At 36.8% G+C, this 14,174-nt stretch carries 11 protein-coding genes and 2 tRNA genes; 9 read left to right on the forward strand and 4 right to left on the reverse strand.

Annotated elements, in window-relative coordinates; genetic code table 11:
* Positions 1–26: 26 nt before the first annotated feature.
* A complete protein-coding gene (locus BQ5367_RS04620; protein ID WP_071441052.1) occupies positions 27–1,478 on the reverse strand; it encodes a transposase in 1,452 nt (483 codons plus the stop codon).
* A 179-nt stretch (positions 1,479–1,657) separates the two neighbouring features.
* On the opposite strand from BQ5367_RS04620, the gene BQ5367_RS04625 reads away from it, so the two are divergent.
* On the forward strand, positions 1,658–3,064 hold the full coding sequence (locus BQ5367_RS04625) for a glycoside hydrolase family 1 protein (protein ID WP_071441385.1): 1,407 nt from the start codon (positions 1,658–1,660) through the stop codon (positions 3,062–3,064).
* Positions 3,065–3,206: 142 nt separating this feature from the next.
* Positions 3,207–4,628, forward strand: coding sequence for a pyridoxal phosphate-dependent decarboxylase family protein (locus BQ5367_RS04630; RefSeq protein WP_071441847.1), 1,422 nt, complete (start codon positions 3,207–3,209; stop codon positions 4,626–4,628).
* A 341-nt stretch (positions 4,629–4,969) separates the two neighbouring features.
* Here the strand turns inward: BQ5367_RS04630 and BQ5367_RS04635 are convergent.
* Positions 4,970–5,045, reverse strand: a tRNA-Glu gene (locus tag BQ5367_RS04635).
* A 5-nt stretch (positions 5,046–5,050) separates the two neighbouring features.
* Positions 5,051–5,126: transfer RNA gene (locus BQ5367_RS04640), tRNA-Asn, on the reverse strand.
* Between the two features lie 111 nt (positions 5,127–5,237).
* Here BQ5367_RS04640 and BQ5367_RS04645 point away from each other — a divergent pair.
* From BQ5367_RS04645 to cysK, 3 genes are read left to right on the forward strand one after another with little or no spacing between them, the layout of a single operon-like run.
* Positions 5,238–6,950: an ABC transporter ATP-binding protein gene (locus tag BQ5367_RS04645; protein ID WP_071441386.1), complete on the forward strand. Its 1,713-nt coding sequence runs from the start codon at positions 5,238–5,240 to the stop codon at positions 6,948–6,950.
* Positions 6,947–8,689 carry an ABC transporter ATP-binding protein gene (locus BQ5367_RS04650; RefSeq protein WP_071441387.1) on the forward strand — a complete coding sequence of 581 codons (1,743 nt, stop codon included), beginning with the start codon at positions 6,947–6,949 and terminating at the stop codon, positions 8,687–8,689. Before BQ5367_RS04645 ends, BQ5367_RS04650 begins: the two co-directional genes overlap by 4 nt.
* A 45-nt stretch (positions 8,690–8,734) precedes the next feature.
* Positions 8,735–9,634, forward strand: coding sequence for a cysteine synthase A (gene cysK, locus BQ5367_RS04655; protein ID WP_071441388.1), 900 nt, complete (start codon positions 8,735–8,737; stop codon positions 9,632–9,634).
* Positions 9,635–9,657: 23 nt separating this feature from the next.
* Here the strand turns inward: cysK and BQ5367_RS04660 are convergent, their stop codons facing one another.
* Positions 9,658–9,861: a hypothetical protein gene (locus tag BQ5367_RS04660; protein WP_071441389.1), complete on the reverse strand. Its 204-nt coding sequence runs from the start codon at positions 9,859–9,861 to the stop codon at positions 9,658–9,660.
* A 323-nt stretch (positions 9,862–10,184) separates the two neighbouring features.
* Between BQ5367_RS04660 and BQ5367_RS04665 the strand changes: the two genes are divergently transcribed.
* Genes BQ5367_RS04665 through BQ5367_RS04680 form a run of 4 tightly spaced genes read left to right on the forward strand, consistent with a single transcriptional unit; the run spans position 10,185 to position 14,171 of the window.
* The gene (locus BQ5367_RS04665) at positions 10,185–10,967 is read left to right on the forward strand and encodes a 5-deoxy-glucuronate isomerase (protein WP_071441390.1); all 783 of its coding nucleotides are present in this window, start codon (positions 10,185–10,187) and stop codon (positions 10,965–10,967) included.
* 8 nt (positions 10,968–10,975) lie between these two features.
* Complete coding sequence (locus tag BQ5367_RS04670; RefSeq protein WP_071441391.1) at positions 10,976–11,932, forward strand: bifunctional 4-hydroxy-2-oxoglutarate aldolase/2-dehydro-3-deoxy-phosphogluconate aldolase; 957 nt, start codon at positions 10,976–10,978, stop codon at positions 11,930–11,932.
* Positions 11,933–11,940: 8 nt separating this feature from the next.
* Positions 11,941–12,963: a sugar kinase gene (locus BQ5367_RS04675; protein WP_071441392.1), complete on the forward strand. Its 1,023-nt coding sequence runs from the start codon at positions 11,941–11,943 to the stop codon at positions 12,961–12,963.
* A 35-nt stretch (positions 12,964–12,998) separates the two neighbouring features.
* On the forward strand, positions 12,999–14,171 hold the full coding sequence (locus BQ5367_RS04680; protein WP_071441393.1) for an iron-containing alcohol dehydrogenase: 1,173 nt from the start codon (positions 12,999–13,001) through the stop codon (positions 14,169–14,171).
* Positions 14,172–14,174 lie beyond the last annotated feature (3 nt).

The raw sequence follows: 14,174 nt of genomic DNA on the forward strand, positions 1-14,174 counted from the left end.
ATGAAATAAAATAAATTTAGCGAAAATCAGGTTTCATTTTTAATCCAAGCATCAAGATGAATATTGATGGCGGCAAAGATTGAAAAGAAAGCTGCTTTGGAGTCTTCACGAATTCTCATCTGATGAAGATGATAGTCATTGAGAATTCTATTATTGATTCTCTCAGTACAAGTTCTATTTTTGTATAGTTCTTTCCATTTATCTGTTTTGTAAGGAACAGGGCCAAAAAGACGCATATCAAGCGAATCGTTAATGTAAACAGTTCTACCATATGGAGAAGGAGAACATGTATCTGCATGTGGACAAGAATCAATCAATCCCATTTTTAGAGGACAACGGAATTTTCTTCTTTGCCTTTGATAGTCGTAGCCACAGTGATACATTTCAACACCACAATCACAAATTGGTTTGCCGTTTTCACTAATAGAATCAAAGTGTTTATAAATATTTTTACCCAATTTACGTTGATTGAAATCAATGATTGGGATAATATTATGGTGACGCAGAAATTGGTAAACGGCAGAAGAATCGCTTGCGGAATCGAAACACATGAATTTTGGAGAGAGTTCAGGGTTAATATCAAGGAAACGAGCGGTAGAGGAAATGGAAGACAGAGCATCATGACGAGAAGCTTTCTCTAAATCGATAAAGACGGGAAGGTCAGTATGGATTAGAGGGTTATGATAAGAAATGTTATAGAGAGTATAACCGAAGTAATACATTCCAAGATCACTGTCCCAACCAAAATCTGCGTTTTTAGCGCTATAACGATGAGTGTTTAAAATATTGTCATCTTTAATGATTTGATGACCAAAAGGAGAAGCATGAATATGAAAAGCAGAACCATCACCAGAAAAGACAAGATTGTAGGAATCAATAAAGCCCATGTCATGAGAAGGAATGACAGCAATAGCGTTAAAAAGTAATTGAAGAGTATAAATCATACGATCACGGTCAAAAACAGAACCATCATGAGTGTAATTATCGAAAAGAGAATAAGTATCATCATTAGAGAAGTTCATTAATTTTTCACCTTTCTTAGGTTTAGAAGAATTAGATTTATTCGTAAAAAGGCCTTTAGGAAGAAGATCGTTATGGTGAGAAAAAGAATGAGTGATACGGTTAATGAAATCGTAATGAGAAGAATGGTTAGGAACATTCCAAGAACCGATAAGATATTGAAGAAGCCTATCGTGATGAACTTCATAACACCAATTTTTAAGAGAAGTAAAACCAAGATGAAGCATCAAAACGACAGAACGCAAATAGATAGCAGGATCGTTAGCGGGACGACCCAAAGGAGAATATAAAGGAAAGATGATATCGGCGACAAGGTCGACATCAAGTTTAGACAACTTATGAATAGCAGACTTAAAATTAGGAGAAGAAAGTCTGAAAAGATCAGAAGTTGAAAGAGAAGACTTTTCTGTCTTAAGAAATTCTTTGTAATCTTGAGACGAAGAGAAATAAATTAACATTGAAGATCACCACCTACTTACTACAGAAAGGCGAGCAAAGCGAGCCCGCAACGAGGGCGATTTGTCAAGCAAAAAGTGAAAAAAGTTGGGGGGATTTCAAAAAAACGGCAATTAAAAAAGAGCGTAAACAAGCCGTTAAAATGTTTTCGACCACGCTCTAAATAATAAAGGAGAAATACATGAAAAAATTTAAAGATGGTTTTTTATGGGGAGGTGCATGTGCCGCAAATCAGTGTGAAGGTGCATGGGATAAGGATGGAAAAGGCCTGTCAATCATTGATGTGTTGTCAATCGAAGAACACAATAGAGATCACGTCACCTTAGAACTAAGAGAAGGTGTAAATTACCCGTCACATAAAGGTAATCAATTTTATGAACGTTATAAAGAGGATATTGCCTTGTTGGCTGAAATGGGAGTTACATGTTTCCGATTATCTATCAGCTGGTCAAGAATTTTTCCCAATGGTGATGATGAACAGCCTAATGAGCTCGGTTTACAGTTTTACGAGAATGTTTTTAAAGAATGTCGTAAATATGGTATAGAGCCTTTGGTTACTTTGTCACATTGTGAGATGCCATTAAATCTAACGAAAAAATATAAAGGCTGGGCAAATAGAAAATGTATTGATTTCTTCGTACGATATGCTGTGACTTGCTTTGAAAGATATAAAGATTTGGTAAAATACTGGATTACTTTCAATGAAATTAACTTTATATTTAATACTGGATATTTGTATCAGAACGGTGGTGTAAATCTGGAGGATGGAGATAACAAAAAAGAATTGATTTATCAAGTTGCACATAATCAATTGCTCGCAAACGCCAGATGCGTCATTGAATCACAGCGGATCATTCCAGGTAGTTATTGTAATGCATCCCTTTCCGCAACTATATGCTATCCAAGAACTTGTGATCCGCTAGATTACTATGAAAGTATCGTCGATATGAATGAATATCAGTATGGATTCTTAGATGTGATGTGTGATGGCGAATATAATTATCAATGGTTAAACACGATTGAAAAAGAGCAATTACATATTGAAACAGAGCCGGAGGATTTTGTTATCTTAAGAAAGGGAATAGGTAATTATATACCTTTCTCTTACTACTTCTCGGGTATTTCGAGAGATAGATCAAACAGCAGTCGGGGAGATCGTACAAAAAATAACGATAATCCTTATTTAACCAAAAATGATTGGGGATTTATCATTGATCCAGATGGTTTAAGAAATACCTGTGAAGTGTTTTATAGCAGATACAGAAAACCACTCTTTATCGTTGAAAATGGAATGGCAAAGCAGGAAGAATTGATTGATGGTACTGTTCATGATGATTATAGAATCGAATATTTACGAAATCATATCCGATCTTTGCATGAGGCGGTGGATGACGGATGTGATGTTATGGGTTATACCACTTGGGCTCCAATTGATTTGATTTCACAAGGTGGTGGCATCATGAGCAAACGATATGGTTTTATCTATGTTGATCTTAATGACGATGGATCAGGTACAGGAAAAAGATATAAAAAGGACAGCTTTTATTGGTATAAAAAAGTAATCGAAACAAATGGGGAAGAGTTGTAGTTAAACTTATATATTAGTTATCGGCATTATGGTATTGTAGATAGTGGAGAAGTATAAGCTTAATGTACTTATATGGATTTGTATCATTTTCGATTCCATCAGGAAGGATAATTTGATTGAGCTTGAAGGAGGAGGCTTTGAAATGGAAGGCATAACAAAAGAAGAGCTGTATCGTTCTGTACAGACAATAGTAAAGACGTACATAGATTTTTACGATACTTTACGTGAAAAGAAGGCGGTGACTATTGCTAGTGATGACGTCATTCAAAAATTGAGAAATATCGGTTTTTCAAAAGAAGGGCGCGAGTTGGATCAAGTGATTCACGAGATGATTGAAACTATTTATGCGAATCAGGCAATTATGCAGCACCCGCGGTTTTTTGCCTTTGTACCAAGTCCGGCTTCTCCGTTATCATGGATTGGTGATGTCTTGACAGATTCTTACAATCCACATGCAGGGACATGGTTAGAAAGTTCTAGTGCAAGCTGCATTGAACAGGAAACAATCAAATGGTTATGTCAAAAAGCAGGATATCCGAAAACGGCAGGAGGATTATTTGTTTCGGGTGGCTCAATTGCAAATCTGACAGCTCTTGTTGTTGCACGTCATGCAAAACTTTCAGAAGATATGTACTTCAATGGGGTTGCATACCTTTCTCAGCAGACACATTTTTCCGCCGCTAAGGCACTGCGTATTATGGGACTGACTACAGAACAGATTCGCATCATTCCTTGTGACGATCAGTTACGAATGGACACTCGTAGTCTGGAAAAGGCAATCTTGCAGGATCTTGAAGCAGGAAAAAAACCATTTGTAGTAGTTGCAACGGCAGGAACGACGAATACAGGATGCATCGACCCGCTTCATCCGATTGCAGATATTTGTGATAGGTATGATTTATGGTTCCATGTTGATGGAGCCTATGGTGCCTCTGTCTTAGTTTCAAATGAGTATCATCATCTGTTAGATGGGATTTCTCGTGCAGATAGTATTACATGGGATGCACACAAATGGTTATTTCAAACGTACGCATGCAGTATGATCCTTTTTAAAAATTCACATGATCTTGCCAATTGTTTCAGCTCTAATCCTGAATATCTGAAGGATGCCGTGGCAGAAAATGATGAAGTGAATTATTGGGAGTGGGGAATTGAACTCACTCGGCCAGCTCGCAGTTTAAAGTTGTGGCTGACCTTACAAACGTTAGGAACGGATAAGCTTAGTGAAATGGTTACCCATGGTATCCAATATGCTCAGCGTTTAGAAGAAATAATTAAAGAGAAACCAAATTGGGAAATTGTAACTTCGGCACAACTGGCTATCATTAATTTTCGTTACGCACCTAAATCATTAAGTGAACATTCTTGTGATCAGATCAATGAGGCAATTTCACATAAAATGACAGAAAATGGGTTTGCTTGTGTATTGACTACCCAATTAAAGGGAAAAACGGTTTTAAGGATTTGTTCAATTCACCCAGAAACAACAGAAAAAGATTTAAAGGAAACGGTTGAACTTTTAAATAAGTATGCAATTGAAGCGAGTGAGGAAATACTGTCATAATCAAAAGAGTACTTCTATAAATAATTATAATCAGATAGTTGACTTTATTTATATGATTGGTATATTTGTTGTTAAAGCTTCTATACTTACGTAATACGTCATATTTTCAGATATGAAATACGTAAATATATCTGTCGTAAGAAAAAAATTAAAATAAGTAAAAAAGAACACATATAAAAACATTACCGATAAATATGATTTCGGTAATGTTTTTTTAATAACATAAATGAATTATTAGGGAGAAATGTAACTTCTCATATCAGCAGTTCTTCTCAAAATCTTCTCAACGGACCTCTTGAAAATGCAAAAAAAGCCCTAAATATAGGGCTTTCTGAGTAATTTGGTGACTCGTACGGGATTCGAACCCGTGAATGCATGCGTGAAAGGCATGTGAGTTAACCGTTTCTCCAACGAGCCATCAATGGCGCCTAAAACAGGACTCGAACCTGTGACCTGCCGGTTAACAGCCGGATGCTCTACCTACTGAGCTATTTAGGCAAGTGCTTAATTATAATAGCATGACACTTAAGATAATGCAAGTACTTTTTTTAAAAAATATTGAATTGATTGAAATGGGATATTATAATAACACTACTGGAAGGAAAAAATATGAAATTATTGCTGCGATATTTAAGAAACTATATAAAAGAAACGATACTTGGGCCCTTTTTTAAATTACTGGAAGCAGGTCTTGAGCTTTTTATACCTTTAATCATTGCGAAAATGATTGATGAAGGTATTGTTCAGCAAAATCAGACATTGATCTGGTTATGTGCATTCTGTCTTGCACTATTAGCTTTAATTGGCTGTATCAGTGCTATCAGCGCTCAATATTTTAGTGCTAAGGCTGCTGTTGGAATGAGCGAGGAAATGCGACGTGATTTATTTGCTCATATTGAAAGCTTTGGCTATACAGAAATTGATCAAGTAGGTACAAGTACTTTGATTACACGTTTGACCAATGATATCAACCAGGTACAAAACGGTGTTAATTTATTCTTACGTCTATTTTTACGTTCGCCGTTTATTGTATTTGGTTCTATGCTGATGGCTTTTACGATAAGTCCCCGATTAGCAATCATATTTGTATTGACAATTCTAATATTATTTCTAGTTGTGATTTTTATTATGGTTGTGAGTATTCCATTAGTAAAGAAAACAGCTGCTCTTATTGAAAAAATGACCCAGCTGGTTTCAGAGAATTTAAGTGGTGTTCGTGTTATTCGTGCTTTTCATATCGAAAAAGAACAGGCAATGGAATTTGAAACACAAAATAAGAATTATTTTGATGCGAGTATATTGGTAGGAAAAATCAATGCTTTTTTAAATCCAGGTACTACATTGATATTAAATTTAGCTATTTTGATATTGATATATAAAGGAAGCTTTCAGGTATTTGAAGGCGGAATTACACAAGGACAGCTTGTAGCTTTAGTTTCTTATATGTCGAGTATTTTGATTGAACTGATTAAATTAGTAAATCTTGTTTTAAATTTAACTAAAGCAATTGCCAGTGCTTCACGTATCGAATCAATATTTGAAATGCAGACAAGCTATTTAAATCATCCTCAAAAAATATCTTATATCGATGATTGTATTTATTACTTTGATCATGTTTCTTTCAGATATCAAAATGATCAAATGGATACGATAGAAAATGTATCTTTCCGTATTCCTAAGCATGTCCGTATAGGTATTATCGGGGGAACAGGAAGTGGGAAAAGCACACTGGTTCATCTCATGGGCCGCTTTTATGATGTGAGCGATGGCAGGATCTTATATAAGGGAGCAGATATTAAAGATGTTGATTTAGAAAAACTTCATCAGGAAGTTGTGCTGGTTCCCCAACAAGCTGTTTTGTTTAAGGGAACGATTGCGCAAAATTTAAAATGGGGAAAGAAGGATGCCAGTGAAGAAGAAATGATGGAAGCCTGTCGGAATGCTCAAATTGCAGATTTTGTAGAAGAAAAGGGATTGGATTATGAGATTGCTCAAAACGGATTGAATTTAAGCGGTGGTCAGCGTCAGCGTCTTACGATTGCCCGTGCGTTGATTGCTAAGGCAGAGGTATTGATTTTAGATGCGAGCAGCAGTGCTTTAGATTACGCAACAGAGGCAGCCTTAAGAAAGGCGATTGCTCAAAATTATGATTGCACATTAATTACGATTTCTCAGCGTATATCCTCATTAGCAGATTGCGACATGATCTTGGTAATGGATGAAGGAAGACTGGCTGGTATGGGAACGCATGATGAGTTGATGAAAAATTGTGCTATTTATCAAGAAATTAATGCCTCACAGATACGGGAGGTGAAAGCATGAATCGAAAAACTGTCATGAAAAGAGTACTTTTCTATATTCAACAGGATAAAAAATTAGTAGTTGCATCTTTTGTTTGTGCTTTTATCAGTGTTGTTACAACGTTATATTTACCAATTTGTATTGGTGAAGCGATAGATGATGCAATTGGAGTGGTAAATGTTGATTTTGATGCAGTTATTCAAGTCTTGATACGCATGGGAATCGTCCTTCTTGTAAATGTTTGTGTGACATGGCTGATGAATCGGATCAATAATAAATTGACATATCATGTTTCCTATAGAATTCGTAAGGATGCGGTTGAACATATCAGCAAATGTCCGATTTCTTATCTTGACAATCATGATCAAGGGGATCTTCTCAGTCGTATTTTAAATGATGTGGAAATTCTCTGTGATGGTCTTTTAATGGGTTTTACGCAGTTTTTCACAGGTATTTTAAGTATTTTTATTACTTTGTTCATCATGCTTCAGATTGATCTGCGAATGGGTATCTTAGTTTTATTGATTACTCCATTATCCCTTGTGATGGCGACTTTTATTTCCAAAAAGACACATCGGCTTTTTTTGATACAATCAAAAAACCGTGGGAAAATGAGTGCATTTATCAATGAAAGAATTTCTCATCATAAAGTAAGTATTGCTTATGAACACCAGCAGGAAAATATAGATGAGTTTCATGCGATGAGCGAAGAATTAAAAGAGAGCTCGATGAAAGCTATTTTCTATTCATCATTGACAAATCCATGTACTCGTTTTGTTAATTCAATCGTCTATGCTTCTGTTGCACTGATGGGATCGCTGATCGTTATTGGCGGTACTATGAGCGTAGGGCAGTTAACGATTTATCTAAATTATGCCAATCAGTATACAAAGCCGTTTAATGAAATTACAAGCGTTATCAGTGAGTTGCAGAATGCTTTGGCATGTGCACAGCGGGTATTTGAATTTATTGATTCTCCTGTGGAAAAATTAGATGGCCCAACAGCGAATGAACTTGAAAAGGTTAAGGGGAAGGTTGAGTTACGTCATGTGTCTTTTTCTTATAACAAATCAAAACCTTTAATTAGTGATTTTAATCTATGTGTACAACCTGGACAACGTATTGCAATCGTAGGGCCTACAGGGTGTGGGAAGACAACCTTGATCAATCTTTTGATGCGTTTCTATGAAATTGATCAGGGAGATATTTTGTTAGATGATGTGAACTATCGGGATATTACCGTAAAATCATTACGTAGTCATTTTGGCATGGTCTTACAGGATACATGGATCAAGAATGCAACGATTCGGGAGAATATTACTTTGCATAAAAATATTAGTGATGAAAAACTGATAGAAGCCAGTCGTAAGACCAAGGCCCATACATTTATTCAGCGTTTGCCTAAAGGATATGACACGATGTTGAAAGATGTTAGCTCAAGTCTTTCAATTGGACAAAAACAGTTATTATGTATTACTCGAGTCATGGTACAAGATCCTAAGATTCTCATACTGGATGAAGCTACTTCGAATATTGACACTTTAACCGAATTGCAGGTTCAAAATGCGTTTCAGGAATTGATGAAAGATAAAACAAGTTTTATTGTTGCTCATCGCTTGAGTACGATTCAAAATGCGGATCGTATCCTTGTCATGAAAGAAGGAAAAGTGATCGAACAGGGAACCCATGAAGGACTATTGAAGAAAAATGGCTTTTATGCGACATTGTATCAGTCGCAGTTTTCAAATCAAATGAGTTGACTTAGAAGAAAAAAATGCATATCCTAACATTAGGGAGGAAATAAGATGAACATAAAAAAAAGTATCCTTGAAACGATTGGGCATACTCCTTTGATAGCGTTAAATGAGCACCTGTTTGCCAAGGTAGAATCATTTAATCCTGGAGGCAGTGTAAAGGATCGTATTGCATATAAGATGATCCAGCAGGCTCTTGATGAAGGAAGAATTGATCAAAACACCGTAATTATTGAACCAACAAGTGGAAATACAGGCGTAGGGTTAGCAATGGTATGTGCAGCCTTGCATATGAAGTGTGTCATCGTTTTACCGGATTCCATGTCTTTAGAAAGAAGAAAGCTGATTCAGGCATATGGTGCTGAACTGGTATTAACGGAAGGTGCCTTGGGAATGAAGGGGGCCATTGCGGAAGCTATGCATCTTCATGATGAAATTAGTAATTCATTTATTCCTCAGCAGTTTGAAAATAGTGATAATCCTTTGGCACATTATGAATCAACAGCCATTGAAATATTTGAAGATACAGAAGGTCAGATCGATATATTTGTAGCCGGTATTGGTACAGGCGGCACGATTAGCGGGGTTGGACGATATTTGAAGGAACATAAAAAAGATGTTGAAATAGTAGGCGTAGAACCATCAGAAAGTGCTGTAATCACAACAGGTGAAGCCGGTAAGCATAAGATTCAAGGAATTGGGGCTGGCTTTATTCCAAAAAATCTAGATCAGAATGTGGTTGATCGAGTGGATACTATCAGTAGTGAAGAAGCTTATAGCGGTGCGAATGAGTTAGCGCAGGAATATGGTATTTTATGTGGTATTTCTGCTGGAGCAGCTTATTGTGAAGCTAAAAAACTTCAAGCAAAAGAAGAAAATAAAAATAAAAACATCGTCGTTTTGCTTCCAGATACGGGAGAGCGTTATTTATCGACAGATCTATATAAATAAAAAAACTACATTATGTAGTTTTTTTAATAGATTGGTATGCAGGCAAGTATAAGCGCAATGGCTAATATAATATATCCTGTATATAAAAGCTTTTTTTCATCGTGTGTATAAGCATTGTCAGGAGTTTTTAGTTGTCTTTTTGAAAAACGTACCCTGACGATGCATACGATAGCGATACCGGCAAAAGCGGCAATATAAGTAATGATTTCTTTGATTGAGATTGGCATAAATACTTCCTTTCATATTATGTAATAACATAAGTATTATAACTTGAATGGTTATGTTCAGCAAGTAAAAAAACGGCTGAATATGTGATGGGGAGGAAGAATCAGCCGTTTTTATAAAACGAGGTTTTTACACCTAATTGTTTCATGTTTATTATAGAGATAAGAAGATGATTTGAGAAAAAATTAAAAGAAAAATAATTGTGGTAAAAATTCAAATATTCAAAGGTGAATACACAAAAAATTACCACATTACATATCCTTATTTTATTAGTACAAAACTAAAAAAAAAGATATAATGAATATGAAAGGAAGGACAATGAATTATGATGAATTACATAAAAGATAAAACAACTGTTGAATTAACAAATCGTAGTGATCTGTATCCAGGTATGATGCTTTATTCTTATCTGGTAAGACAGAAAAAAGGCGAAACGAAAACGTATGATGATAGTGAGAAGGAAACACTGATCGTTTTGCAGGAAGGAAAGCTTACATTGAGCTATGAAGGAAAGAGTGCAACGATCGAACGTGTCAATGTATTTGATGATGCGCCAGTGGGACTTCATGTGTGCAAAGGTGTACATGTAGAGGTAAGTGCTGATACTGATAGTGAATATCTGTTGTTTATGACAGAAAATGAAAAAGAATTTGCGACTACTTTATTTACAAAAGAAAACGTGGTGGTTGTTGACCGTGGTGCTGGACAGTGGAATGAATGTGCTACTCGTAATGTAAGAACGATGGTAGACTATAAGATCAACCCACTGAGCAATATGGCTTTTGGGGAAACTGTCAACTATCCAGGTAAATGGTCTACTTTTATTCCTCATTTACATGATCAGCCAGAATTATATTATTATCGTTTTAACCGTCCTGAGGGATTTGGTGCAAGCTTCTATGGAGATAATGTTTATCAGGTAAAAGATTATAGCTATATCTGTGTAACTGAAAAATTGCCTCATCCACAGGTAACGGCACCGGGATATGCTATGTATTATTTCTGGATCATCCGTCACTTTGATGATAATCCTTGGACAGGTGCTGAAAATGTGAAGGAGCACGAATGGCTGTTAGATCCTAACTGCAAGATCTGGCCAGAAAAGTAGGAGGAAACATGAACGAGATATTAGATAAAATCAGTAGAATTGGGATCGTGCCGGTCATTAAAATTGATCGTGTTGAAGATGCTCTTCCATTAGGAAAAGCACTTTGTGAAGGCGGACTCCCAGTAGCTGAGGTAACATTCAGAACAGAGCATGCGAAAAAGGCAATGCAGATCATGAATAAAGAATTGCCACAGATGCTTCTTGGTGCTGGAACTGTGCTAACGAAAGAACAGGTAGATGATGCGTTAGAAGCAGGTGCAAAATTTATCGTTTCTCCGGGATTGAACCCTGAAATCGTTCGTTATTGTATTGAGAAAAAGGTGCCTGTCGTACCTGGATGTGCGAATGCGAGCGACATTGAAGCTGCTTTATCTTGTGGCTTGACGACTGTAAAATTCTTCCCTGCAGAACCGCTAGGGGGATTAAAAATGATCAAAGCATTGGCAGCACCATATGTCAACGTAAACTTTATGCCGACAGGCGGCATTAAGGAAAGCAACATCGTAGAATATTTAGATTATGATCGTATCGTTGCTTGTGGTGGTACCTGGATGGTGGATGCGAAGGCTATCAAAGAGGGTAATTTTGATCGTATCAAAGAATTAACACAGAATGCTGTTAAGACCATGTTAGGACTTGAATTGGCACATGTGGGTGTTAATGCTGATGAAACGAGTGCTGAAGATGTTGCAGGTGAATTTGCATCTTTGCTTCAGTGTGAAACAGAACCTCATTCTAAATCTTGCTTTGCAGGTAAAACCATTGAAGTGATGAAGAATAAGTTAGGTACACATGGTCATATTGCCTATAAGGTCAACAGTGTTGAAAGAGCTGTTCGTTATTATGAAAGCTTAGGTTATACATTTGATGAAAGCTCTAAGGCATATAATGATGATCATTCATTAAAAGCTATTTATTTTGAAAAAGAAATTGGTGGATTTAAGATTCATTTATTGAAGAAATAGGAGAGAATATGAAGATTATTACTTTAGGTGAAATTATGCTGCGTCTTTCTTCACCAGAGCGTACACGCTTTGTGCAGTGTGATTCTTTTGATGTTTGTTATGGTGGAGGAGAGGCCAATGTTGCTGTCTCATTAGCAAACTATGGTCATGATGCTTATTTTGTGACAAAGCTGCCAACTCATGAAATTGGGCAGTCGGCAGTAAATGCATTACGCAAATATGGTGTCCATACGGACTATATCGTTCGTGGTGGTGAAAGAGTAGGTATTTATTATTTAGAGAGTGGTGCTTCTATGCGCCCTAGCAAGGTTATTTATGACCGTGCAGATAGTGCCATTGCTAAGGCAGAGGTTGAAGAATTCGACTTTGATGCGATCATGGAAGGGGCTGACTGGTTCCATTTTTCAGGAATTACCCCGGCAATTAGTGCGAAGGCTGCAGAATTGACAAAAGAAGCTTGCAAGGCAGCGAAGCGTCATCATGTAAAGGTTTCTTGTGATTTGAATTATCGTAAAAAATTATGGACACCTGAACAGGCTCAAAAGATCATGAAAGATTTGATGCAATATGTTGATGTCTGCATTGGTAATGAAGAAGATGCAGAGCTGTGTTTAGGCTTTAAACCAGAAGGAACTGATGTTTCTAGCGGTAAATTAGATTTAGATGGATATAAGAAGATCTTTGCGCAGATGAAGGAAGAATTTGGTTTTGAAAAAGTTTGTACGACACTGCGTGAAAGTCATAGTGCTTCTCATAATGGCTGGAGTGCTTTGATCTATGATGGAAATGAATTCTATCAGTCAAAACACTATGATGTAAATCCTATTGTTGACCGTGTTGGTGGAGGAGATAGCTTCTCTGGTGGTCTGATTCATGGTTTGTTAACGATGAAAACACAGGGTGAAGCTTTAGAGTTTGCGGTAGCTGCAAGTGCTTTGAAACATACAATTCCAGGTGATTTCAACCTTGTAAGCGAAAGTGAAGTATTGACACTGGCAAATGGAGATGCCAGTGGAAGAGTACAAAGATAACAGCCTATAGGGCTGTTTTTCTAAAGGGAGGAACTATGGAAAATTTTGAATTAAAGTTGCCCACAGAAATATATTTTGGGAAAGGACAGATCGTTCATTTGCCGGAATTAGTGAAACGTTCAGGTAGAAGAGTCTTACTGACATATGGTGGCGGAAGCATCAAAAAAAGTGGTTTGTATGATCAGGTGACCACCTTATTTAAAGAAAATGATATTGAATGGGTAGAATTAAGCGGTATTGATCCGAATCCACGAAAAGAGAGTGTTGATGCAGGGGCTCAGCTTGTCCGTGAACATGATTTGGATTGTATCGTTGCTGTTGGCGGTGGCAGTGTTATTGATTGCTCTAAGGCCATCAGTGTTACTTGTAAGAGTGAATATGATTGCTGGACATTAGTTACCCATCCTGAATTGATTGGTGAAGCACTGCCAATTTATACAGTTCTTACAATGTCAGCAACAGGAAGTGAAATGAATTGGGGCGCAGTTATCACAAATTTAGATACAAATGAAAAACTGGGATTTAGAAATGATGTCATGCGTCCTAAGGCAAGCATCTGTGATCCAACTTATACTTATACAGTACCAGCTTATCAGACAGCTTGCGGCTGTGCTGACATTATGAGTCATGTTTTTGAATCTTATTTTGATCAGGTAAAAGATGCAGATATTCAGGATGGTCTTGCGGAAAGTATATTAAAAGCATGTGTTAAATATGTACCCATTGCGTTAAAAGAACCTGATAATTATTCTGCCAGAGCCAATATCATGTGGGCTTCTACTAATGGCTTAAATGGTCTGACAGGGGTTGGAAAAGTTAAGATCTGGGTTTGCCATCCAATGGAACATGTGCTTTCTGCCCACTATGATATTACTCACGGTGCAGGACTCGCAATCTTGACCCCTCGCTGGATGAAACATATTCTTAATGAGAAAACGGCCCCACAGTTAAAACGTTTTGCTTGTGAAATCTTCCATGTCAATTCTTCACTCTCTGATATTGAAGCCGCTAAAGAAGGAATTAAAAAACTTTACGATTTCTTTGTTTCTATCGGATTACCTATGACCTTAGAAAAGGTTGGTATTGATGATAAGAAATTAAAAGAAATGGCACATCAGGCATATAAAGACGACTTCCAAAAGACATGGGCGCCATTAACAGAACAAGATATCTATGAAATTTACTGTGATTGTTTGGTAGAAATGTAAATA

This window comes from Traorella massiliensis (genome assembly GCF_900104665.1).
GTDB classification, from domain to species: domain Bacteria; phylum Bacillota_I; class Bacilli_A; order Erysipelotrichales; family Erysipelotrichaceae; genus Traorella; species Traorella massiliensis.

Coding starts and splice junctions, on each gene's coding strand:
- BQ5367_RS04645 (WP_071441386.1), top strand. CDS start 5,238: ATGAAATTATTGCTGCGATATTTAAGAAACTATATAAAAGAAACGATA.
- BQ5367_RS04680 (WP_071441393.1), top strand. CDS start 12,999: ATGGAAAATTTTGAATTAAAGTTGCCCACAGAAATATATTTTGGGAAA.
- BQ5367_RS04620 (WP_071441052.1), bottom strand. CDS start 1,478: ATGTTAATTTATTTCTCTTCGTCTCAAGATTACAAAGAATTTCTTAAG.
- BQ5367_RS04670 (WP_071441391.1), top strand. CDS start 10,976: ATGAACGAGATATTAGATAAAATCAGTAGAATTGGGATCGTGCCGGTC.
- BQ5367_RS04650 (WP_071441387.1), top strand. CDS start 6,947: ATGAATCGAAAAACTGTCATGAAAAGAGTACTTTTCTATATTCAACAG.
- BQ5367_RS04665 (WP_071441390.1), top strand. CDS start 10,185: ATGATGAATTACATAAAAGATAAAACAACTGTTGAATTAACAAATCGT.
- BQ5367_RS04660 (WP_071441389.1), bottom strand. CDS start 9,861: ATGCCAATCTCAATCAAAGAAATCATTACTTATATTGCCGCTTTTGCC.
- BQ5367_RS04625 (WP_071441385.1), top strand. CDS start 1,658: ATGAAAAAATTTAAAGATGGTTTTTTATGGGGAGGTGCATGTGCCGCA.
- BQ5367_RS04675 (WP_071441392.1), top strand. CDS start 11,941: ATGAAGATTATTACTTTAGGTGAAATTATGCTGCGTCTTTCTTCACCA.
- BQ5367_RS04630 (WP_071441847.1), top strand. CDS start 3,207: ATGGAAGGCATAACAAAAGAAGAGCTGTATCGTTCTGTACAGACAATA.
- cysK (WP_071441388.1), top strand. CDS start 8,735: ATGAACATAAAAAAAAGTATCCTTGAAACGATTGGGCATACTCCTTTG.